Origin of the sequence: Parabacteroides sp. TM07-1AC (assembly GCF_003480915.1) — a bacterium.
GTDB classification, from domain to species: Bacteria; Bacteroidota; Bacteroidia; order Bacteroidales; family Tannerellaceae; genus Parabacteroides; species Parabacteroides chongii.
The window spans coordinates 175,075-202,040 of the sequence record NZ_QUKD01000013.1; the positions used below are offsets into that span (position 1 = coordinate 175,075).

At 44.2% G+C, this 26,966-nt stretch carries 21 protein-coding genes; 14 read left to right on the forward strand and 7 right to left on the reverse strand.

The window, feature by feature from the left end; translation table 11 throughout:
* The first annotated feature begins 115 nt into the window (after nt 1-115).
* The 11 genes from DXD68_RS21750 to DXD68_RS21800 all read left to right on the forward strand — a co-directional run bounded on the left by DXD68_RS21750 (nt 116) and on the right by DXD68_RS21800 (nt 11,296).
* Nucleotides 116-1,654, forward strand: a complete 1,539-nt coding sequence (locus tag DXD68_RS21750; RefSeq protein ID WP_122363557.1) for a DUF3078 domain-containing protein — start codon at nt 116-118, stop codon at nt 1,652-1,654.
* 100 nt (nt 1,655-1,754) lie between these two features.
* Nucleotides 1,755-2,174, forward strand: coding sequence for a SoxR reducing system RseC family protein (locus DXD68_RS21755; protein WP_122363582.1), 420 nt, complete (start codon nt 1,755-1,757; stop codon nt 2,172-2,174).
* A 9-nt stretch (nt 2,175-2,183) separates the two neighbouring features.
* Nucleotides 2,184-3,176, forward strand: coding sequence for a Fe-S cluster domain-containing protein (locus DXD68_RS21760; RefSeq protein WP_122363558.1), 993 nt, complete (start codon nt 2,184-2,186; stop codon nt 3,174-3,176).
* 12 nt (nt 3,177-3,188) lie between these two features.
* Nucleotides 3,189-4,520: an electron transport complex subunit RsxC gene (gene rsxC, locus DXD68_RS21765; RefSeq protein ID WP_122363559.1), complete on the forward strand. Its 1,332-nt coding sequence runs from the start codon at nt 3,189-3,191 to the stop codon at nt 4,518-4,520.
* 12 nt (nt 4,521-4,532) lie between these two features.
* Nucleotides 4,533-5,492 carry an RnfABCDGE type electron transport complex subunit D gene (locus DXD68_RS21770; protein WP_122363560.1) on the forward strand — a complete coding sequence of 320 codons (960 nt, stop codon included), beginning with the start codon at nt 4,533-4,535 and terminating at the stop codon, nt 5,490-5,492.
* Between the two features lie 2 nt (nt 5,493-5,494).
* Nucleotides 5,495-6,127, forward strand: a complete 633-nt coding sequence (locus tag DXD68_RS21775) for an RnfABCDGE type electron transport complex subunit G (RefSeq protein ID WP_122363561.1) — start codon at nt 5,495-5,497, stop codon at nt 6,125-6,127.
* A complete protein-coding gene (locus DXD68_RS21780) occupies nt 6,120-6,704 on the forward strand; it encodes an RnfABCDGE type electron transport complex subunit E (protein WP_075558429.1) in 585 nt (194 codons plus the stop codon). Before DXD68_RS21775 ends, DXD68_RS21780 begins: the two co-directional genes overlap by 8 nt.
* Nucleotides 6,705-6,722: 18 nt before the next feature.
* Nucleotides 6,723-7,295, forward strand: coding sequence for an electron transport complex subunit RsxA (rsxA, locus tag DXD68_RS21785; RefSeq protein WP_122363562.1), 573 nt, complete (start codon nt 6,723-6,725; stop codon nt 7,293-7,295).
* A gap of 22 nt (nt 7,296-7,317) precedes the next feature.
* Nucleotides 7,318-8,358, forward strand: coding sequence for a UDP-glucose 4-epimerase GalE (gene galE / locus DXD68_RS21790; protein ID WP_122363563.1), 1,041 nt, complete (start codon nt 7,318-7,320; stop codon nt 8,356-8,358).
* Between the two features lie 192 nt (nt 8,359-8,550).
* Nucleotides 8,551-8,910 carry an Hpt domain-containing protein gene (locus DXD68_RS21795; protein WP_122363564.1) on the forward strand — a complete coding sequence of 120 codons (360 nt, stop codon included), beginning with the start codon at nt 8,551-8,553 and terminating at the stop codon, nt 8,908-8,910.
* 25 nt (nt 8,911-8,935) lie between these two features.
* A complete protein-coding gene (locus DXD68_RS21800; protein ID WP_122363583.1) occupies nt 8,936-11,296 on the forward strand; it encodes a hybrid sensor histidine kinase/response regulator in 2,361 nt (786 codons plus the stop codon).
* Between the two features lie 31 nt (nt 11,297-11,327).
* Here the strand turns inward: DXD68_RS21800 and DXD68_RS21805 are convergent, their stop codons facing one another.
* The 3 genes from DXD68_RS21805 to DXD68_RS21815 form a co-directional block, all read right to left on the reverse strand.
* Nucleotides 11,328-11,957, reverse strand: coding sequence for an HAD family hydrolase (locus DXD68_RS21805; protein WP_122363565.1), 630 nt, complete (start codon nt 11,955-11,957; stop codon nt 11,328-11,330).
* Between the two features lie 27 nt (nt 11,958-11,984).
* Nucleotides 11,985-12,635, reverse strand: a complete 651-nt coding sequence (locus DXD68_RS21810) for an NAD(P)-dependent oxidoreductase (protein ID WP_122363566.1) — start codon at nt 12,633-12,635, stop codon at nt 11,985-11,987.
* A gap of 72 nt (nt 12,636-12,707) precedes the next feature.
* Entirely contained in the window at nt 12,708-13,526 is an 819-nt protein-coding gene (locus tag DXD68_RS21815) for a peptidylprolyl isomerase (RefSeq protein ID WP_122363567.1), read from the reverse strand.
* A gap of 496 nt (nt 13,527-14,022) precedes the next feature.
* Here DXD68_RS21815 and DXD68_RS21820 point away from each other — a divergent pair, with 496 nt between their 5' ends.
* From DXD68_RS21820 to DXD68_RS24040, 3 genes are all read left to right on the forward strand, one after another.
* Nucleotides 14,023-14,772, forward strand: coding sequence for a DNA-binding domain-containing protein (locus tag DXD68_RS21820; RefSeq protein WP_122363568.1), 750 nt, complete (start codon nt 14,023-14,025; stop codon nt 14,770-14,772).
* Nucleotides 14,773-14,937: 165 nt separating this feature from the next.
* Nucleotides 14,938-17,277: a hypothetical protein gene (locus DXD68_RS21825; protein WP_122363569.1), complete on the forward strand. Its 2,340-nt coding sequence runs from the start codon at nt 14,938-14,940 to the stop codon at nt 17,275-17,277.
* Entirely contained in the window at nt 17,259-17,831 is a 573-nt protein-coding gene (locus DXD68_RS24040; protein WP_147383020.1) for a T9SS type A sorting domain-containing protein, read from the forward strand. The genes DXD68_RS21825 and DXD68_RS24040 overlap by 19 nt, the downstream gene beginning before the upstream one ends.
* A gap of 130 nt (nt 17,832-17,961) precedes the next feature.
* Here DXD68_RS24040 and DXD68_RS21835 read toward each other — a convergent pair whose 3' ends face one another.
* The 4 genes from DXD68_RS21835 to DXD68_RS21850 all read right to left on the reverse strand — a co-directional run bounded on the left by DXD68_RS21835 (nt 17,962) and on the right by DXD68_RS21850 (nt 26,656).
* On the reverse strand, nt 17,962-19,818 hold the full coding sequence (locus DXD68_RS21835; RefSeq protein WP_122363571.1) for a peptidase U32 family protein: 1,857 nt from the start codon (nt 19,816-19,818) through the stop codon (nt 17,962-17,964).
* Between the two features lie 60 nt (nt 19,819-19,878).
* On the reverse strand, nt 19,879-20,811 hold the full coding sequence (metA, locus tag DXD68_RS21840) for a homoserine O-succinyltransferase (RefSeq protein ID WP_122363572.1): 933 nt from the start codon (nt 20,809-20,811) through the stop codon (nt 19,879-19,881).
* A 155-nt stretch (nt 20,812-20,966) separates the two neighbouring features.
* A complete protein-coding gene (locus DXD68_RS21845; RefSeq protein ID WP_122363573.1) occupies nt 20,967-25,493 on the reverse strand; it encodes a multidrug efflux RND transporter permease subunit in 4,527 nt (1,508 codons plus the stop codon).
* The gene (locus DXD68_RS21850; protein WP_122363574.1) at nt 25,490-26,656 is read right to left on the reverse strand and encodes an efflux RND transporter periplasmic adaptor subunit; all 1,167 of its coding nucleotides are present in this window, start codon (nt 26,654-26,656) and stop codon (nt 25,490-25,492) included. The genes DXD68_RS21845 and DXD68_RS21850 overlap by 4 nt, the downstream gene beginning before the upstream one ends.
* Between the last annotated feature and the right edge of the window lie 310 nt (nt 26,657-26,966).

Consider the following 26,966-nt stretch of genomic DNA (forward strand, 5'->3'; position numbering starts at 1 on the left):
TCGAGTTCCTGCCCGGACCGTTAAGTTTGTTATATCATGTAAAAGATTAGCACATCTCATACTTTTTATCTAATTTCGCATCGTAGATACTAAAGATTGCAAATAAAAAAGTATTATGGTTATCAAAAGATACTTCATTCTGTTTTTTATACTTTCATCATTGGCAAGCTTGGCTAAAGCGCAGGAAGGGACTCTCATTACCGGGAGCAATCTCACACAGACCGAGCAAGGTAATGCGACAGATACTATCCCTGTGATTGAAATAGAAGATCCGGACCTGGATAATATCATTAGCCTGCGGGCACAATTCGAGAAACAGAACCGGTCGTATTCCGCACCGGTTACCCCCAATGAAAATCTGCTCCGTTTTCTAAAAAAAGACGAAGTCGAACTGTCTGATGAAGCAATGTACTGGGCACGTTTAGTTCGTGATGCCTCCACTATATTTGACAACAACGTAACTTTCCGGGATACGATTATAGTGAACCCGTTGTTTCTGCCAATCATATTCAAAGGAAAACTTCTGCCGGACAATCTTTCGTACTATGACAAAGATGCCTGGAAAAATAAAATCGATATACCTCTGCCCTTTACCCCGGATACTTTGTTTAAGGAACAGGAGTTAAGACGTGAGATTGAAAATAAAGCATATAAATATATAGAGGCAAACTATCCGAACTACATCCGTTATTCCATGAGGGATTTGCCACAGGATAAAGTGATCGCCAAAGTGATCACAAAACCGACTTACCAGCCGGATATGATCAAAGTGGAAAGTGATGCTGATTTCAGTGATGTGGATGCTCCGGTAAAATTCATTCCGGAAAGACGGTATTGGACGTCACACTTTGAAAGTTCACTTCAGTTTGCACAGAATTATATCTCTCCGAACTGGCATAAAGGTGGTGTTAGTACGCTGAACCTGACAAACCGCGAACTGTTCACCTACAACTATAATAAGGACAAGGTCATGTTCACCAATTCACTGGAATTGAAGAATAACTTATATACAGCACCGAAAGATACCTTGCGTAACTATAAAGTCGGTGATGACGTGTTCCGTATTTACAGTAACTTCGGTTACAAGGCATTCAACAAATGGTACTATACGCTGGATATGGAATTCAAGACACAGTTATTCAGCAGTTACGCAGAAAACCAGAATGTCAAACTGGCCGGTCTGCTTTCACCATTCAGCATCAACTTCGGTCTCGGTATGAAATATGACCTGAACAAGACGTTTGCATCTTCTAAACACAAAAAACTGGTATTATCTGCCAATATCGCACCGTTATCTTATACTTATATCCGAACGATAGATAAAGACATCGACCTGGCACGCCATTTCCAGAAAAAAGATACCGAAGAAAATTATCCGTACAAACAGAGCCTGTTCGGTTCGACTGTTAATGCGACCATGACATTCGACATCAGCCGGAATATCAGCTGGTATTCCCGTCTGAATTACAATACCAATTATCATCGTATCCAGGGTGAGTTCGAAAACCGGTTGAATATGGCTATCAGCAGATTCTTCTCAACCATCATCTCACTGAACCTGAGATATGACGACGGTATTGCCAAGAATGAAGACTTCGACAGTTATCTGCAGATCAACGAACTCTTGAGTTTTGGTTTTAATTACAAATGGTAAGTAAAGCTCAATTATTTCTGTAATAAACTTTGTTAATCGTGACATATTATCTAAATAATCCTTACTTTTGCCCTGGTTTTGCAATGTCGAGATTACAAACATGAGCGAAAGTATCAATCACAACGGTAGAATCGAAAAGATCGAAGGCGATACGATCTTTGTCAGGATCATTCAACAATCGGCCTGCTCCGGTTGCCACGCAAAAGGTATGTGCAGCGCATCCGACCAAAAAGAGAAGATTATTGAAGTGAACGATCCCAACTCCGACAGATTCCATGTAAACGAAGAAGTCACGCTATGCGGTCAGAGTTCACTTGGACTACAGGCTGTGTTACTGGCCTTTGTTCTTCCGTTGATCATTGTAGTCGCGGCCATTGTAGCAGGAACTTATTTGCAATGGGACGAAACAACCAGCGGGTTAACCGGTCTATTACTATTAGTTCCCTACTACTGCATACTATACTTTTTACGCGAAAAACTAAAAAGAAAATTCATATTTACCCTGAAAAAACTTAATTGATCAAATATCATGATTTTAATTGCCGTTATTTCATTAGGAGCCATTGGAGCCATCGGTGCAGTATTCCTCTACGCCGCCTCCAAGAAGTTTGAAGTATACGAAGATCCCCGCATCGCAGAGGTTCAGGAAGCATTGCCCGGAGCCAATTGCGGAGGTTGCGGATACCCCGGATGCGGTGGTTTTGCAGCAGCCTGTGTAAAAGCCGATTCACTGGAAGGACTGCTTTGTCCTGTAGGCGGAGCCGAAACGATGGGTAAAGTTGCTTCAATCCTCGGTATGGAAGCTGCCAGCGCAGAGCCGATGGTAGCAGTAGTGCGTTGCAACGGAACTTGCCAGGCCCGTCCGCGTACAAACCGTTACGATGGTGTACAGAGTTGTGCCATCGCTTCCTCTTTATATGGAGGAGAAACGAACTGTACATTCGGTTGTCTCGGTTATGGCGATTGCGTAAACGCCTGTACTTTCGATGCCATCCACATCAATCCGGAAACAGGACTGCCCGAGGTAGACGATGACAAATGTACATCATGCGGTGCCTGCGTAAAAGCCTGTCCGAAAAACATTATCGAACTACGTAAGAAAGGACCGAAATCACGTCGTATCTTCGTTAGCTGTGTGAATAAAGACAAGGGAGCAGCAGCCCGCAAGGCTTGTTCCAATGCTTGTATCGGTTGCGGTAAATGTGTGAAGGAATGTCCGTTCGAAGCCATCACGCTTGAAAACAATGTGGCTTATATCGACTACCGCAAATGCCGCTTGTGTCGCAAATGTGTAGCCGTATGTCCGACCGGAGCGATTCATGAACTGAATTTCCCGCCCCGTAAAGAAGCTGCCCCTGCCGTGGACGCCGACAAAGTAAAGCCTGTTGCCCCGAAAGCAACACCAGCTCCGAAAACTGCCGAAACAACACCGAAAGCAGAAGCTACAACTAAAGCTGAACCGACTGCAAAAGCAGCCACAGCGCCTGAAACAAAAACAACAGAAGAAACAATTCAAAAATAAAAATCTAATAGTATGCTAAGGACATTTCGAATCGGAGGTATACATCCACCCGAAAATAAATTGTCTGCCGGGAAGAAAATCACCGGACTGGCTATACCCAAGCAGGTCATTATACCGCTAAGCCAGCATATCGGTGCTCCTGCCCAGGCTGTGGTCAAGAAGGGCGATCCGGTTAAAGTCGGTACACTTCTCGCCAAAGCCGGAGGTTTTGTATCGGCGAATATCCATTCGTCGGTATCCGGTAAAGTAAACAAGATAGATAACACCCTCGACGCAAGCGGATACAAACGCCCCGCTATCTATATTGATGTGGAAGGCGACGAATGGGAAGAATCCATCGACCGCAGCGAGACACTCGTAAAAGAATGCCCGCTTCCTTCCAAGGAAATCGTAGATAAGATCGCGGCTGCCGGTATCGTAGGTCTGGGCGGCGCAACTTTCCCTACCCAGGTAAAACTGATGCCTCCTCCCGGAAGCAAAGCGGAGATCATTATTATCAATGCCGTAGAATGTGAGCCGTATCTGACTTCCGACCATTCGTTGATGATGGAAAAGACAGAACAGATTCTGGTCGGCGTTACTCTGTTGATGAAAGCCGTCAACGTAACAAAAGCAGTGATCGGTATTGAAAACAACAAACCGGATGCCATCGCACTTATGCAGAAACTGGCTGCCGGATATAAAGGAATCGACATCATGCCTCTGAAAGTACAATATCCTCAAGGAGGTGAAAAACAGCTGATCGACGCTGTGATTCGTCGCCAGGTAAAGAGCGGTGCACTGCCAATCTCTGCCGGAGCCGTTGTACAGAATGTAGGTACGGCTTATGCAGTATATGAAGCGGTGATGAAAAACAAACCGTTGTTCGAACGTGTCGTTACCGTAACGGGTAAAGCAGTTGCCAATCCGTCTAACTTCCTGGTTCGCATGGGTACGCCGATCAGTGCATTGATCGAAGCTGCAGGCGGTATTCCTGAAGATACCGGTAAAATAATCGGCGGAGGTCCGATGATGGGTAAAGCCCTGATCAGTCCGGAAGTGCCGGTTACCAAAGGTAGCTCCGGCGTATTACTGATGACAAAAAAAGAATCTGAACGTAAACCGATGCGCGATTGTATCCGTTGTGCCAAATGTGTCAATGTTTGTCCGATGGGCCTCAACCCGACCCTGCTGATGAATGCTACAGAGTTTACAGAATGGGATCTGGCAGAAAAGAATCATATCACCGACTGCATCGAATGCGGTTCTTGTAGTTATACCTGCCCGGCCAACCGTCCGTTGCTGGATTATATCCGTTCAGGTAAAGGAAAAGTAATGGGAATCATGCGGGCACGAAAGTCATAAAAACAGAGCAATATGGAAAATAATTTAATAGTATCTCCGTCGCCCCATATCCACGGTGGTGACAGCATAAGCAAGAATATGTATGGTGTACTGATTGCCCTTGTTCCGGCTTTCCTGGTATCCCTCTACTTTTTCGGACTGGGTGCATTGATCGTTACTGCAACATCGGTCGTAGCCTGCGTCCTCTTTGAATATCTGATCCAAAAGTTCCTGATGAAAAAGGAACCGACTATATGCGATGGTTCAGCCATCCTGACCGGTGTCCTGCTGGCATTCAACCTGCCGTCGAACCTGCCTGTATGGATCATCCTGATCGGCGCGCTGGCAGCTATCGGTATCGGGAAAATGTCGTTCGGCGGACTGGGTAACAACATTTTCAACCCTGCACTTGTCGGACGTGTATTCCTGTTGATCTCTTTCCCGGCACAGATGACAACCTGGCCGGAAGTAGGACAACTGACAGCTTACACTGACGCAACAACGGGTGCTACCGTTCTTTCCCTGATGAACGAAGGGGCACTCGACAAATTACCGACATTGGTCGATATGTTATGCGGTAAGATGGGCGGTAGCCTCGGTGAAGTAAGTGCGTTGGCATTGCTTCTGGGACTATGCTATATGTTATGGAAAAAGATCATTACCTGGCAGATTCCCGTTTCCATCCTGGTTACGGTATTTGTATTTACAGGTATTATGCACCTGGTCAATCCGGTTCAATATGCGAGTCCGTTCGTTCATCTGCTATCCGGAGGTCTGATGTTGGGAGCTATCTTTATGGCGACTGACTATGTGACTTCCCCGATGAGCAAGAACGGAATGTTAGTGTACGGTGTCGGTATCGGTATCCTGACCACAGTGATCCGCTTGTTCGGCTCTTATCCGGAAGGTATGTCGTTTGCTATTCTTATTATGAATGCATTTACCCCGCTGATCAACAGTTATATCAAACCTAAACATTTTGGAGGGAAATAAGCATGGCAAAACTAAAATCAACATTACCCAATATGCTTTTGTCGCTTACCATCATTTGTGTGGCGGCCGGAGCGATATTAGCCGGAGTGAACATGTACACCACCGGTCCGATTGCTGCCTCCAAAGCGGCTGCGCTGGAAGCAGCGATCAAAGCGGTTACCCCTGAGTTCGACAATAAACCGTCGGAAGATGCCTATATGGCCGTTACAGCCGAAGGCGACTCACTAAAGATCTACCCGGCTACCAAAGGCGGTGAATTCGTAGGTGCTGCCGTTGAAAGTAACACCAAGAAAGGATTCAGCGGCGAGATCAAAGTGATCGTCGGATTCGATAAAACTGGTAAACTGTTAAACTATTCAGTATTACAGCATGCGGAAACTCCGGGTCTCGGTGCCAAGATGCAGGAATGGTTTAGTGCAGATAAGAACAAACAAAGTGTGCTGGGACGCGACTTGACAAGCGGACCGCTAAAAGTAACTAAAGACGGTGGAGACGTGGACGCTATCACAGCTGCAACCATCACCAGCCGCGCATTCCTGGATGCAGTGAACCGCGCTTACAGCGCATTCTCTGGTACTGACGGAGTAACCGGTGCAACCGCTAACACTAAAGAGGGAGGAAACGACAATGAGTAATCTGAAAATATTGATGAACGGTATCATCAAAGAGAACCCGACATTTGTTTTACTGCTGGGTATGTGTCCAACTCTTGGTACAACCTCTTCAGCACTGAACGGTATGAGTATGGGACTTGCAACCATGTTTGTATTGATCTGTTCCAACATGGCGATCTCCGCAATGAAGAATCTTATTCCGGATATGGTACGTATCCCCGGATATATCGTTATTATCGCGACATTCGTTACGGTAGTACAAATGTGTATGGAAGCTTTCGTTCCCGCATTGTATGCCAGCCTGGGACTATTCATTCCGTTGATTGTAGTAAACTGTATCGTATTAGGACGTGCAGAAGCTTTCGCCGCTAAAAATGGTGTCGTTTCTTCCGCATTCGACGGACTGGGTATCGGACTCGGTTTCACCCTGGCACTTACACTGCTAGGTGCCATACGTGAATTATTGGGTACAGGAAAATTATTCGGCCTGACTCTTATGCCTGAACAATTCGGTTCGCTGATCTTCGTACTGGCTCCGGGTGCTTTCATCGCACTGGGTTACCTGATTGCTATTGTAAACAAATTGCGTAAAGCCTGATATTAAAAAACGAAAGATATGGAATATATACTAATATTTATCGCAGCCGTATTTGTCAACAATGTCGTGTTGGCACAGTTCCTGGGTATATGCCCGTTCCTCGGTGTATCGAAGAAAGTGGAAACTGCGGCAGGTATGGGGGCAGCCGTTACATTCGTGCTTACCATCGCAACCATTGTCACTTTCCTGGTACAGAAATATGTCCTGGATAAATTCGGACTAGGTTTTATGCAGACAATCAGTTTTATCCTGATCATTGCCGCATTGGTTCAAATGGTCGAGATCATCCTGAAAAAAGTATCTCCGGCTCTTTACCAGGCACTTGGGGTATTCCTTCCATTGATTACCACCAACTGCTGTATCCTGGGTGTCGCCATCCTCGTAATACAAAAAGAGTATAATTTATTGGAATCTGTTGTATATGCAATATCAACAGCTATTGGATTTGCGCTAGCTTTAGTTATCTTTGCAGGGATTAGAGAACAGTTGGCTTTGACACGTGTTCCCGAAGGTATGAAAGGTACCCCTATTGCGCTGATAACTGCCGGTTTACTGGCTATGGCGTTTATGGGATTCTCCGGAATCGTATAATTTAATCTAAATAGAGACTAGCATGAAAAAGAAAATCTTAGTAGCAGGTGGAACCGGATACATTGGCTCTCACACTACAGTTGAGTTGCAGAATGCAGGTTATGATGTAGTAATCATCGACGACCTGTCGAACTCCAATATCGAGGTATTGGATGGTATCGAAAAGATCACAGGTATCCGTCCTGAATTTATCAAGCTGGATTTAAAAGATAAAGAAGGAACTCGTGAAGCATTGAAGGCCCATCCGGGTATCAACGGTATCATCCTGTTCGCTGCCAGCAAGGCTGTCGGTGAATCGGTTCAACAACCGCTGAAGTATTATCGTAACAATGTCGTTACGCTGGTCAACCTGTTGGAACTGATGCCTGAATTCAATATCGAAGGTATTGTGTTCTCTTCTTCCTGTACCGTTTACGGACAGCCGGATCCTGAAAACTTACCTGTAACAGAAGATGCACCGATCAAACCGGCAACTTCTCCTTACGGTAATACCAAACAGATCAACGAAGAGATCATCCGCGATACAATCCACGCAAATGCTCCGTTCAAGAGCATCATCCTGCGTTATTTCAACCCGATCGGAGCTCACCCGAGTGCAGAAATCGGTGAGTTGCCTAACGGTGTTCCCCAGAATCTGATCCCGTATCTGACACAGACTGCTATCGGTATCCGTAAGGAACTGAGCGTATTCGGTGACGATTACGATACACCTGACGGTTCTTGTATCCGCGATTATATCAATGTAGTCGACCTGGCGAAAGCTCATGTGATTGCTATGGACCGTATGTTGGGCGGTAAGACAGATGCAAATGTTGAATATTTCAACCTGGGAACCGGAAACGGTGTAACCGTACTGGAACTGATCAACACATTCGAAAAAGCTACCGGCGTAAAAGTTCCTCACAAGATAGTAGGCCGTCGCGAAGGTGATATCGAAAAGGTTTGGGCTAATCCGGAACGTGCTAACAAAGTATTGGGTTGGACAGCAAAAGAAACATTGGCTGATACATTGGCTTCTGCCTGGAAATGGCAGGAAAGACTGCGCGAACGCGGTATCCAATAAAAAGTCATTCATTAAATAAGTATGCCGGAAGAATCTTTACAAAATTCTTCCGGTTTTTTTTCGACAAAAAAAGCACTGAATCCTATTGAATTATAACGACTTTTCTGTTTTTGTATATTATTTTATTTACTTTTGTGTAATATTCTTTAGTCACTGATAATTAGTTCGTGACATAAAACCGACTACAAAGACATGACAAGCGAATACAAAGAAAAATTACAAGCAAACGGAGTTAACCTGAGCAGTGCATTAAACCGATTCATGGATAATGAACAGTTATATGAAAGGATACTTTCTAAATTTCCGATGGATGAAAATTTCCTCCAAATGGAGAAATGTCTTGTAGAGAATAATATCAACCAGGCATTCTGCCATGCCCATACGTTAAAAGGATTAGCCGGAACACTTGATCTGACCACCCTACTAAACATTTTGACCCCGATGACAGAACAACTCAGAACCGGGAATACGGAAGGTATGCAGGAATTATTCAACCAATTAAAGACAGAATACAATCAAATCTGTCAATTGATTGCTGAACATAAAGCCTGATATAAAAGCGGATAAATATAGTTATATGGAAAAGAAACTTAAATCAAATGAATCGTTAGCCAACTACCAGTATCTTATGGATATCGTTTGGACTATTTATCCCCAAAACGAAAGTGTCGAAGTCTTTAAGGACAGCATAAACCCGGAACTGGATAATACGAAACACGACTACAAAAACCTCTGCGATACCCGCAAAAAAGATGTCTATCCACCGGATTATAGTCTATGGGACGAAGTAATCTCGTTCGATACATTTCATAGCATGATAGCGGAAGGATGCATGCACAAGAAATTCGATATACGTTTCTTCAATACACATTTCGGTTTTGAATGGCATGAAGCCTTCATCGACATAATCGTCAATGAGAATGGCATACCTGACAAGATCATTTTATCCAGTCGTAACGTCAACAATTTTAGAAAATCTCAAATCATAGAAAAAGCCGTACAATCAGAATACGACTATGTGATTTATATAGAAGCTTCAAAAAACAGCTATGTTATGTACGCCTCCGGTTCGGAAAGCGATAGTCCCCCTCCAATCGCCAGCAGCGATTATGAGGCAGTGGTCACCGAATACAACCGGCAATATATGTCACCGGAATTATGTGAAGAAATGACGAAGAATATGATGATTGCCCATGTCGGTCCGATACTGGAACAACACGGGGAATATATTCTATACAACACCATGATAGAAAATGGTGTGAACCGGGATAAGAAAATACGATTCAGTTATTTCGACAAAGAAAAGAACATCTGGTTACTGACCCGAACCGATATAACGGAAATCAGGGAAGAAAGAAGACAGAAACAACTACTGCAGGAAGCCCTGCAAAGTGCGACAGTTGCCAACCGTGCCAAATCCGATTTCCTGTCACGAATGAGCCATGACGTTCGTACCCCTTTAAATGCTATTGTAGGCATGACAGCAATAGCCAGTCTGCATATAGATGATCAGATACGTATAGCCGATTGCCTGAAGAAGATAACTATTTCTTCCAAGCTCCTGCTGAACCTCATCAACGAAGTACTGGATATGTCAAAACTGGAAAGCGGACATATCATGCTGACGGAAGAGGCATTTAAGCTCGAAGAACTTCTGGAAAGTTTATTTGCGATGGTACAATCATCCGTCGAAATGAAAAAGCAGGATTTACACATACGCGTTATCCAGGTAAAACACGAATATCTGATCGGAGACGTACAACGCATACAGCAGGCATTAATGAATATACTGACTAATGCAGTGAAATATACACCTGAAAAAGGGCGGATAGACGTAACCATCAGAGAAAAAGTCTCTGTTTATAACGGTTATGGCCTGTTTGAAATAACAGTTGCAGATAATGGAATCGGTATGAAGCCTGAATTTTTATCCAAGGTGTTCGAACCATTCGAACGCTCGGACGATGCTGCTATCCGGAATATCCAGGGTACCGGCCTCGGCATGGCCATCAGTCGTCATATTGCCCAGATGATGAACGGCGACATCCTGGTGGAAAGCGAACACGGCAAAGGTTCCAGATTCTCTATGACATTCCATGTCAAATTGGGAGATATGGATGAATATGATAAGGATATACTGGCAAATTTACCGGTATTGGTTGTAGATGACGATGATATCTCCTGCGAAATAGCCTGTGAAAACTTACAGGGACTAGGAATGAAACCGGAATGGGTTCTTTCCGGACAGGAAGCTGTACAGAAGATATTTGACGGGAACAAGTATTTTGCTATTATCATAGACCTGATGATGCCCAACATGAACGGTATCGAGACAACACACAAAATACGGGAATATGCGGGTCCGGATATCCCTATCATAATCATTTCGGCTTACGACTATTCAGGTTATGAAAGTGAAGCCCTGAAAGCCGGAGCCAATGGTTTCATCAGTAAACCTATCATGAAATCCAAACTATTCCACCTGATGAAAAGATTTGCTACTGACAAGAAGGAAGACAAATTGAACAGCGTTGCCCCAAAAGCCCTCACCACCTTCGTCGGTAAACGCATATTGGTAGTCGAAGACAATGACCTAAACCGGGAAATCGCCTACGAACTGCTACGGGAAACCGGCGCAGAAGTTGAAACAGCCTGCAACGGAAAAGAAGCGGTAAATTGCGTATCCAGCTCTACAGAAGGATACTACGATCTAATCATAATGGATATCCAGATGCCGGTAATGAACGGACTCGAAGCAACGAGGGCGATCCGTCTGCTTGACCGGGAAGATATAAAAATATTACCGATCGTAGCCATGTCCGCCAATGCTTTTGCTGAAGATGTACAGTTAAGCCTGAAAGCAGGCGTGAACGAACATATCGCAAAGCCGATAGAGATCACTACCCTCTACAAGATTATCACAAAATGGTTTAACTGATAGATTCCTAATATCAGTTAAACCATATAAATTATTCAGACAGGAATTTGTTTATTACTTCCCGCCAATCTTCGCCATTCTTCGGTTGATAAGTAACGAAACCCAGTTGGCGAGCGATCTCAATATTACTCTTTCCGTCATCCACAAAAAGTGTTTCTGCCGGATTCAGACCGCTGTCGCGGATCATATATTCGAAAATCTTCGCATCCGGTTTAGTGACACCCACCTCATAAGAAGTGTACATCTTGTCGAAATAGACACCGATCGGGCGACCGGCAGGAGTAAACTCGCTGGTTCTTGCCCAACCTTCCTGGATAATCGGATTGGTATTACTCAAAAGATACACATTGTATTTTTCGCGGAGATTCAGCAGATAGTCCAGTTTATATTGGGGAGTATCGACGATGAATCCAAGCCAGGCATGTCTGATAGCTTCGTATGAAAGATCTTTTCCGGTATATTCACACAGTTTCCGGCAAAACCCGTCGGCAGTGATCGTTCCGTTTTCCACTTCCAAAAAGAATCCTTTCTGTTCATAGGGATCGAGCAATTGCCTGGCATCCTCCACCCCGATCTCTTCAAAGCGGCGCACTGCACACTCATGGTCCAGTTCTATCAAGACACCTCCCAAATCAAATACAATGTTTCTAATCTTTGTCATAACGTTCTTCTTTTATATGATGTTCTCTTAATATCCCAACGTAAAACGTTCCTGATGGTGCTTTTCCTGTTCCAACTCGTCGATCATAGCGACAGCAAAATCTTCTACAGAAATATTACTGTCGCCTTTTTCATCTACTACCAATTCGTCTTTTCCCAAACGGAATTTCCCTGTACGCTGACCGGGAAACATATTGGCAGCCGGACTCAGGAAGACCCAGTCGAACGACTTTTCCGGCAGCAACAAGTCAGTATAAACTTTCGCCAGGCTCCGGATACCAGGAAGCAGTTTCTCCGGCACATCAGGTTCATTCATTAACAAACGCCCCGGAGCCACCAGCAGACTACCTGCTCCACCGACCATTAAATAACGATGCACACCGGCATTGCGTACAGCACAAATAATAGAACCGTACCCCTCCAATGTTTCATCGTATGTCTTCGGATTCTCCCATCCCGGATTGAATGCACTGATCACAGCATCCGACTTAGCCAGTTCACGCGACAGAAAATCAGTATCGGTCACATTCCCTCCTACCACTTTCAGATTCGGATGAATCAATGTCAATTTGGATGGATTTCTAACAATGGCTTTTACCTGATGCCCTCTTCCTAACGCCTCTTTCAAAATAGCAGAACCGACGTAACCGGTTGCGCCTATAATAACAATTTTCTTCATGACTATATGTATGATTGATTACTTGTTTATAGAACAACACCGGGTAGGTATCTTGTTTAGGAAAAGCCCTTTCTATTTCTGAAACACTTTAGTCGATTTGATCATGACATCACGTACGGGACGGTCGTTTTTATCAGTTCTTACCAACGACATTTTCTCCACGACATCAAAACCGTCGACCACTTCACCAAAAATAGTAACCGAACTGTCCAAATGGGGAACACCCCCTACAGTCTTATATACTTCGCGGTGTTCTGCCGGAATAACATACGGACCGAGTTCAGCCAGGGTATCTTCCACCATGATCAGGGCACGGTTCGTCAACTCAGTCTCCATCGAATCGACAGCCAATGTCGGATCGTCTTTCTTTAACTGATCGAGATATTTATAATATAACCAGTTACGACGTATCTGATTAATCCGGGCTTCTTTCTCATCCAGTTCGGCATCAGTAAGAACTTTACCCTGTACAAAACAGAACTGAGTACCGGCAGATGCACGTTCGGGGTTTACATCATCGCTTTCCTTTGCATCGATCAAGGCACCGCGTTTATTGAAATGGTTCGGGAGTATCTCGGCAGGAACGGTATAACCTCCGTCGCCATCGCCATATAATACGCCGGGTTCGTGAGCTTTACTTGTAGGATCGCCGCCCTGCACAACAAAATCTTTGATAATGCGATGGAACAACATTCCTTCATATTCGCCGGAGTGGCACAGTTTGATAAAGTTATCCCGATGCAGCGGCGTATCGTCATACAACATAACGGTTACATCTCCCATCGTCGTCTTTACTGTCACATAGACGGGTTTAGAGGGATCGAGCGGTTTATCTGCACAGGATGCTAAGGTAAATAAGATGAGTAAAAAGGTACATAGTTGTTGTTTCATTTTCGATTAGAATTTAATAAATAACGACAAAACAAAGATAGTTATTTATGTAGCAGGAAGCATAACTATCTATAGGGTTTTAATTATCAGAATCTTGATTCTTTATAAGAAAAAGGATTTAGTCTTAGTAGAACTACGTTAATTATTGCTGGCAAATATATGAATAATTTATTACAGCCAAGTCTTTATATTCAATAAATTATAAAAAATATTAGGGAACGCAGATTTCGCAGACAAGCACAGAGCAACGCAGATTTAAATTAATTTTCTGCGTAAATCTGCGTCTTCTGCGTCATCTGCGTCCCCTAATTCATCCGTAGTTCTACTAAGACTACAACAAAAGAAGCAATGACTATTAAAGGGTTTATTATCAAATTGCAGAGATTGAAAGCGTTTCCAATCCTATCCTCCTTAAGAGAGAAAACAAGGATTGAATTCTACTCCATTTCTACCAATATCGAATCATTATTCATTTATTAATCAATATATTAATCGTATGCAAAACACATTGAAAGGTTGGTTGGCCGACAACACCGTGACTACCGACGACAAAACAGACAAGATTCTTTTGCTGGAATCAGCCGGAAACATCGGCCTCGAACAAATCTACAAAGAGATGAAAGAGGAAGACACCGGGCTTAAAATGGAAACAATCGTACATGTCGTAACGCTCTTCCTGCGCATCGTAATGCGCTTAATTCTGAACGGTTACAGTGTAAACACCGGACTATTTCGCGCCGTCGTGCAATTCGTCGGAACAGTAAAAAAAGGTGTATGGAACCCGGAGGAAAACTCCATCTACGTATCGTTCAACCAGGAAAAACAGCTGCGTGAATCGATAGCAAAAACCAAGGTGGAAATACTCGGTACCAAAGCCAATGTAATGTATATCCTTGAAGTAGAAGACCGCAAGACCGGCCTGAAAGACGGCACAGCCACTCCGGGACGCAACTTCTTCGTACGCGGATCGCATCTGAAAGTAGTTGGCTCCGATCCGGCCGTTGGCGTTACCCTGACCGATAGCGCAGGAAACGTGACGAAGCTGGTCGACGATGAAGTTAGCATAAACAAACCTTCCGAACTCACCTTGTTGTTACCCGCAGGTTTGAAGGATGAGACCTATACGCTGACCGTCTGCACGCAATACAGCCAAAGCGCACAGTTATTAAAAGAACCGCGCAGCGTAAGCACTACCATCGTAGTGGGAAATCCCGGCGGCGAAGACGACCGTCCTGTGATAGAATAAGCAACACCCCTTTGCCTTATCACGCAAAGACCCTTTGCGCGGTAAGGCAAAGACCTTTTGCGTGGTCGGACAAAGCCTCTTTGCCGGATAAAACTCTCCCCTCAATCTTGGCATACTCCACCACTTACGTTAAGTCAGAAACAAATACAATAAAAAATTTTCATTATGCAAAAAGTATTCAAATTAATTCTCATCTGCTTGTTCGTTCCTCTTATTGCATGGGGAGAAAAGCAGCAGTCTACTTCTCCATTAAATTTCAGAGAATCTAATAATGTTAACGAACTAGATAGTTATGGATATAAATGGGAGAAAGATTCAAAAACCCTTACATTAGATGGTTTCAATATGTATCTAATACCTCAAGAAAGCAACAATAGAGCCATCTGGTTACCAGAAAATTCGACAATTAAATTGATCGGAGAAAATACAATTACATATGAAGGGACATTCCCGGAAAAGTATTATCAATATTGTTCAATAGATCAGTCAGTCGGCGACTCCAATAGTACTCTAACGATCAAAGGAGAAAGTGATGGAACATTGATTTTAAAGGGTAATGCTACAAACGGAGGTTCTCTTATCCATTGCTATAATTTGAAGATGACTGATGCTACAATAATTGTGAAAGATGGATTAGAGTATCAATATGCTTTCAATTGCTCTAGACCAATGGATATTGAGAATTGTAATATTACAATAGGGAATTGTGGTGGAAGCGGGCTTTATGTGAATGCCCTTAGTGGAACTACGACAACTTCTACAATCAAGAATAGTACTATAAAGATCCTTAAATCAGGATCGGCAGCGATTCGTATAAATAATAACGATCTTACTATTACAAATAGTACAATTGAAATTGGAGAAACAAAGCAAGGGTCGCACGGTTTATCAGCTGACAATCTTACTATTACCGACAATAGTAAGGTCACTATAAAAAATGCCGGATACTCAGGAGTTTACGCCGAACACAAGATGTCTATTGAGAAGAGCAAAGTAACCATTGATAAAACGAATGGTCCGGGCGGACTTTTCGCAGGGGATAAGATATCCATTGACAACAGTGAAGTGAAAATGGGGAGTGAAATTCATCAGTTTGGAGTAATTGTTAAGGTTGGAACAATAGAAGTCAACAATAGTACAATTAGCATTAATAAATCTACTAATTATGGAATTATAGTTCGCGACTCTGACCTTGGCTCCTCTGATAATAATATTTCAGTGAGCAACAGTTATATAGATTTACATTGCAGCTATCAAGAAAAATGCTTTTTTTTTCATATAAAGGGAAGTGACGGGAAACCAACTATCACCAATTCTTTTGTTTGGGAAAAAGCAAACAAAACAGCAAAGACCGGCACGATCTACGGAGAATACACCTTAGGAGAAGATTTGACAATTAATGAAGATGAAGTTTTTGTTACATCCAAAGATGCGAAATTAACAACAGACCATGCTCTAGTGATCAATGGAACAATGCAAATAGGTGAAAATACCAGCTTTAATGGTAACGGAACGGTAAACGGAAGCGGTAAATATATTGTTGAAAAACCGACAGAGGATATGATTACTGTTCCGCAAAACTTAACGTATACGGGAGAGGATTTAACAAATGCAGCCCAAAATGAAACTAGTCTTTCACTTACTATATTCTCCAATCCGCAAGTAGTAACAAACGAGAACTGGATACAATCCTTTGACCCCGCTGTGGTAAAGAATGCAGGAAAATATACATTAAAGTACACTAAAGATTCAGAAACTGTATCAAAAATATTTGAAGTAAAGAAAGCGACAGAGTTCCCTACTCCGGTACTCCAAGCTACCTACGATTATGGAATTAAACTATTAAATGTAACTTTGCCGTCTGGTTGGAAGTGGCAAGATGAAGGAACGATACCTGTCATAAATAATAGCGGTTATCCTGCCATTTATACAACAAAAGGAAATGAGAATTATGACTGGGGGAATAGTAGTATTCAAGGTTACGATAAGGAAACTGAAACAGTAACCCGTAGCATTGAGATAACTGTCAACAAGGGCACTCTATCGGCAACAGATTTCGTATTCTTTCAACCGGAAAATCGGGTTTACGACGGAACAAAGAAAGCCGCAAAAGTAGAGGTTAATAGCGGGATAACAGGTACAGGCTTAATCTCAATTTATTATTATAATAATGGCGCGAAATTAGACGATGCCCCCGCAGATCCCGGAACATATACCGTAAAGATCAGCGTTGCCGAAGGAGATAACTATAAAGCGACAGCAGATGAATTAACCGATCCCGATTGGACATTCACCATTGATAAAAAGCAATATAACATCACTATCGCTTCCCCAATAAAGAATGGTACAGTCACCGCCGACAAAGCAACGGCAACCGAGGGCGAAACTGTCACCCTCACAGTCAACCCGGCTAGTGGATATGAACGCAAATCTTTATTCTATACTCAGTCTGAAGGAACGACTGTTCCCATCATTTATAATACGTTATGCCTGAAAGCGATGTAACGGTAACGGCTACCTTTAAGAAAACAACTGTTACACCACCGCCTGTCGGCCCGATCGACCCCGATCCGACTCCGGTTTATTACACCGTCACGCTTCCCGCTATCGAAGGCGTAATAACAGACCCTACTGCTGGAAGTTTCGATATACAAGCATGGGATAGCTTTAGTTTCTTCCTCACATTAGAGGAGGGATACCGGGAAGGTTCCGCTCCGGTAGTAACAGCCGGAGGTAAAGTGATAACACCGCGGGTATCCGATGGTAAATACATCGTCCCGAATATACATACAGACATAAAGATTGAAATCTCGGGTATCGTAAAAGACGTGGCCACCGGTAACGAACCGCTTCCGTCCGGCTTCAGTGTCTCGACGGCGAACGGTCTCCTCCTGATAACAGCGCCTTATCCCACACGTATGTATCTGACGGATACTTCCGGTCGCCTGATCCTAACACGCCAGCTTCCGTCTGGTGATACCCGCATCACGGATCTTACTTCCGGCATCTATATCCTGGTATTGGAAGGGCAAAAGAGTAGGAAAATCATGCTGAGATAGTTACAGCGCCGCTTCCATTCTCACTAAATCACAACAACGGAACTGCATAATAATACAATGCAGTTCCGTTGTTTTATATGAAAGTCAAAAGATTCGGCTATTTGGCCGTATTTTGTTCGGTCATTTGGCACTATTTCATCCGGTCGTTTGGCGAAAAGTCCGTAGCATACACCAACATTTGGCACCGCTTGCAATCGAACTGCAGGCGGAGCCGAGTGTCTTTATATAACAGATAGTACGGTTCCTTATATGGAGATTTCTGTTTTTGATAAGTCGGACACCATCCCATACTATATCGCAGGCAATGTTTGGTAAACATCAATGGAACATCCTTTTCCGGCTTCAATTCGAATGCTTCGGCAATACTCTCTACTCCATGTGCCTTGTAAAAAGCGGTTGCCCGGCTGTTCGACACATTTCCCAGATAAGTTAATTGCTTTTCAGGGAACGGAATCTCTTTTGCCGGCTCCACCTTACGTGCCAGTTCCCGCTGATAACGGATAGCACGATCGGCCTGCAACTTCTCCACTGCTTTACGACGCATATCCGCCAGCAAAGAGGAAGGGACGAACCAGTTCTCACTCATCTGTACGACAATCTCCGAGGCTTCGAACGGTGTATTACCTAATTTGGAAAGCTGGGTACGGATATTGTCTGCCTGGTCACGGCGAGCTAATTCTTTAGTAAATGGCTCAGTAAGCATGACGCGGGCACCTGTTTCATCTTCTATCACTAAGGTAAAGCCGAAAGAGTTATCCAAAAACTCTATTTTTACGGAAAGCTTACGCTCGGCAGACGGTTTGGCCAACTGCTTTTCAAATACCTGATCGAAATTACGATAAAGAGGTGTCTTCGGCTTTATCGCCGGCATATCCAACGGAAAAACACGATTGGCCTCTACCCTGTTCACACGGAAACCCTCCAGCTCGCCCCTGCCATTAAAAAAGACCAGACCATCGCCATTATTCAACTGCTTCAGACCAGCCACCGTAAACGAGTTTCCTTTCAGCTCTTTTACCGTTCCAACCGGTTCCCCCAGCGACTTAGGCGTATTGAATGCTGTAATATCTTTGCTTCGTTCATGCAGGAAAAACGGAGTGAATCCCCTGTTAAAACTCTTCTCCGCCACCGGCTCAAAGGCATACTTACTCGTTCCTGCCGATGCACGACAATATTCCGGACGATGCGCCAAAATCACATCCAGCTTCTTCCGGTAATAAGCTGTTATATTCTTTACATAGGTGACATCTTTCAACCGCCCTTCTATCTTCAACGACGAAACACCCGCATCGAGCAATGCTTCCAGCTGATCGGAACGGTTCATATCTTTAAGAGACAACAAATGCTTATCATGCACGATCTCCGTTCCATTCGCATCTACCATTGAGTAGGGTAAGCGGCAATATTGAGCACATTCCCCCCTATTGGCACTTCGACCGCTAAGCGCAGCGCTCAAATAACACTGACCGCTGTAACTGACACATAAAGCACCATGCACAAAGACCTCCAACGGCACAGTCGTCTGTTCGGATATCTGACGAATCTCGTTCAGTGACAATTCACGTGCCAGAACGACCTGTGTAAATCCGGCAGCCTCCAGGAACTTGACCTTCTCCGGCGTGCGGTTATCCGTCTGGGTACTGGCATGCAAAGGAATAGGCGGCAGGTTCAGGCGGGTAATCCCCATATCCTGCACGATCAGTGCATCGACTCCTGCCTGATAAAGTTGCCGGATCAACTGCTCCGCTTCGGGCAATTCGTCTTCACGAAGCAGGGTGTTTAATGCCACATAGATACGGGCATTATACAGATGCGCATAATCACAAAGGGCACGAATATCGTCCAGCGAATTTCCGGCAGCAGCACGCGCACCGAATTTGGGTGCACCAATATAAACGGCATCAGCACCATGATTAATAGCTTCAATGCCACAGGTCAAATCCTTTGCCGGAGCCAGGAGTTCGATACGACGAGGTTTTATTGACATATATTGTTATTGGTTGTTATTTGATTGGTGCGACCGTAGGGGCGGTTCTCGAACCGCCCCCTACAGGCTGCCCAAATTCTTGATATCTTCGATATTGAACGGCGTTTCCTGATATACGTAATAATTCAGCCAGTTCGTAAAGAGCAGGTTGGCATGGCCGCGCCAACGGACAACCGGACCCTGAGCCGGATCATTATTACGGTAATAGTTGTGAGGGACCGAAATAGGGAGTCCCTTATTCAAATCGCGGATATATTCATCACTCAATGTATAAGGCGAATATTCCGAATGACCGGTAATATAAAACTCACGTCCTCCGCGTGACATCGCCATATAAACACCTGATTCTTCGCTTTCGGAAAGCAACGTCAGCTCCGGTACCTTCCGGATATCTTCGCGGCGAATCTCCGTATGACGGCTGTGAGGCACATAAAACTCGTCATCGAATCCTCGGAATATCTGTAAAGAAGGCTCCCGTAGCGTATGACGGAACACGCCGAACATTTTTGCCGGCAAATCATACTTAGGCACACCATAGAAATGATACAATCCTGCCTGCGCCGCCCAACAGATATACAATGTAGAGGTAACATGCGTACGTGCCCAATCGAAAATCGTCGTCACTTCTTCCCAGTAACTCACATCTTCAAACGGCATCTGCTCTACCGGTGCACCGGTGATAATCATTCCGTCATAATAATCTTTCTCTATATCGTCGAAGTCTTTATAAAACTCCTGCATATGTTCGATCGGCGTATTCTTCGGAGTATGCCCTTTTATTTTCATAAAGTCAAGCTCCACCTGTAAAGGCGTATTACTCAACAGACGGATCAGATCGGTCTCCGTTGTTATTTTTAATGGCATCAGGTTCAGCACCACTACGCGTAGCGGACGAATATCCTGTTCCGATGCCCGAAGGGAATCCATCACAAAGATGTGCTCCTTTTTAAGGAGTTCAATAGCGGGTAAATTCTTTTGTAAATTTAATGGCATAGTAATTCCTCTCTTTATTGTTTTTAGGAATACAAAGATAGGAATAAGTTAGCAGTTAACGTTTTTCCCGATAAAAAAAGTACCTATAGACAATCCGCAGAAGGTCGTCTATAGGTACATATTATTTACTCGCGGTATTTTCTTTCAAAAGGATTCTATTTCTCCGGGGATAAAGTATATCCGCCCCCTAATGCCTTATACAGATAAACGACAGCCAGTAATTCATTCTGTACGGCATTATTCAAACTGATCTGCGCATCCAGATATCCACGCTGGGCATCCAATACATCGATATAATTAGTCACTCCATTGATATATTGCAGTTCTGCCAGCTTCAGGTATTTAGCAGAGGCAGATTCCAGTCTTTCCTGTGAGAAACGGATTTCTTTCGCTTTACGGATCGTGATAATGGCATCGTTCACTTCTTTAAAGGCTCCGATTACGCTTTTTTGATAATTATACACTTCCTGCTCGTAACGGGCTTTCGATGCTTTCAGCTTCGCCTTATTCTTTCCCATCGCAAAAAGAGGTTGAAGCAGGTCGCCTGCCAAGAACCACGCCGGGCTCTTCAACAGATCGCCCAATTCTTCACTTTCAATACCGAAGTTACCTGTCAGGCTGATCTTCGGGAACAAGTCGGTATAAACTACTCCTACTTTGGCATTGGCTTCACGAAGTTTCAATTCAGCCTGCCGCATATCCGGACGACGTTCCAGCAAAGCAGAAGGCAGTCCCACCGGCAATGCATCGGGTAAACGTTGTTCGCCCAGCGGCAATCCCCGCGGAATATAGCCGGGATATTCTCCCAAAAGCAGGGATATATCATTTTCCTTTATCCTGACCTGACGCTCCAACGACGGGACAAGTGTTTCCGTACGGGCCAATTCTACCAATGCCTGGTTGTAAGATGTTTCAGAGGTCAAACCGCCTTCAAAACGAAGTTTAGCTAAACGCACACCTTCACGGCGAGCTTCCAACGTCTGCCGGACAATATTCAACTGCCGGTCGAGGGCACATAATTCATAATAAGCGGCAGCCACTTCCGCGACTAAAGTCAACTGAAGACCACGCTGGGCTTCTACCGATTGCAGGTAGGCGGCTACTCCGGCTTCATTCGCCCAACGCAGGTTTCCCCACAAATCGAGTTCCCACGAAAGCGTCAGTTTGGCTCCATATTCAGGATCGGGATCCGGATTATCACCACCGTAGTTCAAACGTTCCTTCTGCCCGTAAATACGTGCCCCGATTTCAGGGAACTGTTCAGCAAAAGTGATACGTTTGGCTGCCATCATTTCCTTGATCTTGGCAGCCGCTATCTTCATATCCTTGTTATTTTCCAGAGCGGTCGTTATCAACCGTTGCAAAGTCGTATCGGCATATAAACTTTCCCAGGGTATATTCTCTACGGAAAGCGTATCCGATTCTCCTTCAAACTGAGCCGGAAGATTCAAGTCCGGGCGGGCATACTTCTCTCCTAACTTACAGGAAGAAAGCGATACCAAAGCAACTGTGACAACTGCAATAAAGAGGAAGAATTTCTTCTTCCGGAGAATTTTCTCTTTCGGAATGATCCGGCTAACCCGTTCCAATTTCAATACCTTCTTCACTTTATAGATAAAGACAAAGAAGAACGGAACCAGCACAATACCTACCGTGATAACCACCAACATGCCAAAGAACACCCCGGTTCCCAAACTGTGACGGGAGGCTGAACCCGGTCCGCTAGCCAATACCATTGGAAGCATACCCAGCACAAAAGCCAGAGAGGTCATCAAAATAGGACGGAAACGCATCTGAGCAGCATGAATGGCTGCTTTTACCACATCTACGCCTGCATCGACCTGTACCTTGGCAAACTCTACGATCAGAATGGCATTCTTTGCAGCCAAACCGATCAAGGTTACAAGTCCGATCTGGAAATAAATATCGTTATGCAATCCGGTAGCCCAAATTCCCAAATAAGCACCTAAAGCAGCAACCGGCAACGACAACAGTACAGCGATCGGAACAATCCAACTCTCATACTGAGCTGCCAGGAAAAGGAATACAAACAGGAATACAAGTGCCAGCACCATACCGGTCTGTCCTCCAGCTTTCTTTTCCTGATAAGACAATCCGCTCCATTCCACACCGATGTTATCCGGCAGATGTTCCCGGGCGATCTGTTGCATAGCCGCCATCGCTTCGCCGGAACTGTATCCGGGAGCGGCAACCGCACTTATAGCAGCCGTAGAGAACATATTGAACTTCTTGATCGTACCAGGTCCGGTTGTATAGCTTGTCGTTCCTAATGCAGTCAAAGGTACCATCGAGCCATTCTGTGCTTTTACGAAGAACAATCCCAGGCTTTCCGGAGTGGCACGATAAGGGGCTTCCGCCTGGATATATACCTTATATATACGGTTGAACATATTGAAGTCATTCACATAGACTGATCCCAAATAAGCCTTCATCGTCGAGAAAATATCGGTCAGTGGAATACCCAGGAATTTAGCTCGGTCACGATCCACATCAAAATATAACTGAGGAATCTGCGGTTGCAAAGCAGAAGAGACACCTGTCAGCTCCGGAGCTTTCGATGCATACAACATGAAAGTATCGGTCGCACTTACCAGATTTTCCCAACTGGCTTCTCCGCGGGCTTCCAGCTGCATTTCCAAACCACCGCTTTCTCCTAGACCGGGAATAACAGGCGGACGGTTCAGATAGGCTAATATTTCCGGATAATATTCAAACTCCTTACGGGCAACTTCCATAACATCTTCAACTCCCATGCCGGAAGATTTACGTTCCTCCCAGGGTTTCAGGATAACGGTAAGGGTAGAACGGCTTTGCGATGTTCCCACACGAGTACTGCTACCGGTTACGTTTTGCACATAGGCCACAGCCGGTTGTTTCTCCAAAAACTCAATGGCACGGTCGGTTACCTTACGGGTACGTTCAAGGGTTGCTCCTTCAGGCATTACCAACTCAACAGTAAAAAAACCCTGGTCTTCCTCGGGTATAAAACTGGTCGGAATAAAACGGTTCAGTACAAAAATGAAAACAAGTACCATACCAAAACCAGCCAGAATACGTTTAGGATTTCCTATAGCCTTTGACAGTAAATGAATATATTTATTATTTCCTTTATGTAACCAGATATTGATTTTGCGGAACACGAAGTTCTTCTTTCCGGTTGTCGGACGTAAGATCAAGGCACACATAGCAGGACTCAGAGTCAATGCCACTACCGTTGAAAGTAAGACCGAAACAACGATCGTTATAGAGAACTGACGATATAGCGCACCTGTAATTCCACTCAGGAAACTTACCGGAACGAATACGGCAGCCAATACCATCGAAGTCGCGATCAACGCGCCGGATAATTCATGCATAGCTTTATGAGTGGCTTCCCGGGGTGTGAGCTTTTCCTCATGCATAATACGTTCTACATTTTCCACAACCACAATGGCATCATCCACTACAATACCGATAGCCAGGATCAATCCCAACAAGGTCAGCATATTCAGTGAAAATCCCATGATCAACATGAATCCGAATGTTCCGACCAAAGAAATAGGTACGGCAATAGTCGGAATCAAGGCTGCGCGCCAGTTCTGCAAAGACAAGTACACCACCAAAACGACCAGGAACAAGGCCTCAAACAAGGTCTTATACACTTCATGGATAGATTGAGAGATATATTCCGTCATATCAAACGGAAATCCGTATTCCAGTCCTTCCGGAAAGTTCTGGCTGATCTCTTTCATCGCCTCCTTCACATTCGTAGCGACTTCCAGCGCATTAGCTCCCGGCAACATATAAATACCGAGGATAGCAGCATTCTCTCCATTTATTCCACTTTCAGTAGAATAGGAAGAGGCTTCCAGTGAAATACGAGCGACATCACGCAAACGGACGATAGAACCGTCCTGGTTAGCACGAACAACTATATCTTCAAATTCCTTTACAGTCGAAAGACGGCCACGAGCAGTAATTGGTATAGTGACATCCACATCGATAACAGGTTGTTTTCCCAACTCACCGGCTGCAGATTCGCTGTTCTGCTCTTTCAGGGCATTTTGGATATCTTTCACCGTCAATCCCATATTAGCAAGACGGTCAGGATAGACCCATATCTGCATACCATAATAACGGCTACCGATGTTCGATACACGTCCTACCCCCGGAATACGGCGAAGGACATCGAGCACATTGATCGTTGCAAAGTTACTCAGGTAAATTTCATCAAAGCGCGGATCATCCGAGCTCAAACTTAATGTCATCAACTGGCTGGCGGATTGTTTCTCTACCGTGATACCGTTCTGTACGACATCAGACGGAAGACGCGACTCTGCCAGCTTCACACGATTCTGAATTTCTACAGCAGCCAAATCAGGATCTGCCGAAACATCGAAAGTGACCGTAATGGTCAAACCTCCTGAATTGCTACTACTACTCTGCATATAGATCATCCCCGGAGTTCCGTTCAACTCCTGTTCGATCGGTGTAGCTACAGCCTGCGACACCGTCAACGCACTGGCACCCGGATAAGAGGCACTAATCTTCACAACTGGCGGCGTGATCTGCGGATACTGATCCACCGGCAACAACATCAATCCGATAATCCCGACAATAACAATTAATAAAGAAAGTACAGTCGAGAATACGGGACGGTCTATAAAGAATCCCGGCTTCATTCTCCTGCCTCCTCTCTATATGCTGCGACAGCTTTATCGTCACCAGCCTGAACCGGACGAACCAACATACCGGGAACTAACTTATGATAACCTTCTACTACCACAGATTCATTCTCACCAAGACCACGCTCGATAACAATATTGTTTCCTATTTCCGGTCCTGTCTGTACAAAACGTTTCTCTGCAACATTATCACGACGGATAATATAAATGAAGACACCGCCTTGTTCAATAGATATAGCCTTTCGCGGAACAACAATAGATCGTTCACGTACATCTAATAATAATTTCACGCGGGTAAACTGTCCGGGAAGTAGTTTCTGATTCGGATTCGCTAATTCTGCACGCACACCGAAAGTTCCAGTTTGTGGATCTACGATCGGATCAGCAAAATCAACAATTCCTTTTACCGGATATTCTGAATTATCGGCAAGGGTTACAGTTACGGTCGGTTGCCAGGATCGGGTTGTGTCCTGTTCACCAAACTTGATATTGCGACGTTCAGCGCGCAGATAATCCAGTGCCGTCATTTTAAAATCCACCAATACCGTATCGCTTTTTACAACAGCGGCCAGTTTTGAATTAACTCCGGGACCAACCAAAGCTCCAACATCGACAAAACGTTCACTGATATATCCGGCAATCGGGGAAGTGACAGTTGTATAGCCAAGTTCCAGCTGTGCCTGATCGAGGTCTGCTTTACTCATAGCTATATTAGCCTCCGAATCATCCAGGGAAGCCAATGCGTTATCAAGATCCAACTGGCTCGCTGCATGTTGTTCATACAAGGGTTGTAAACGTTCCACATCTCTTTTGGCTTTTGCCGCCTGCGCTTCATTCTTCTTCAACTGTGCTCTTGCTTTTTCTACACGGGCTTTATAAAGAGCTGAATTGATAATAAACAGAGGTTCGTTCTGTTTCACCTGTTTACCTTCTACAAACAGCATCTTTTCGAGGTAACCTTCTACACGGGCATGTATCTCTACATAACTCGCAGCACGGATACGTCCTACGTATTCACCAAATATTTGCACATCTTCTTTCTGAGGCTTGTCTACAATGACAAGGGGACGCAACGGTTCTTCTTTTTTACGACAACCTGTTGCCAGCATTAAAAGGGCGACTAATACGATACTTCCTTTTACTAATCTTTCTCCTACCATTACTAATATCTATAAATGACACTTAAATATTCTATTGTTCTATCTCTCTATTGTAAGAATGAAATAATCGTACCATTGTTCAATACAATCTGTTAAAAAACGCTATACTCTTAAATATTAACCATATAAAACTATTATCAGATAGAGCGAGTTTTCTACTAAAATCTACTTTCGTGGAATTATTCCACAAACGAATGTTACTTAGTCCACAAAATTAATATAAATCAAAAACAAATAATGTATTTATGGATAGTCATAAAACAAAAAAAGAGTCCACTCTTTCGAATGAACTCCTTTCTGTCTTTCAGCT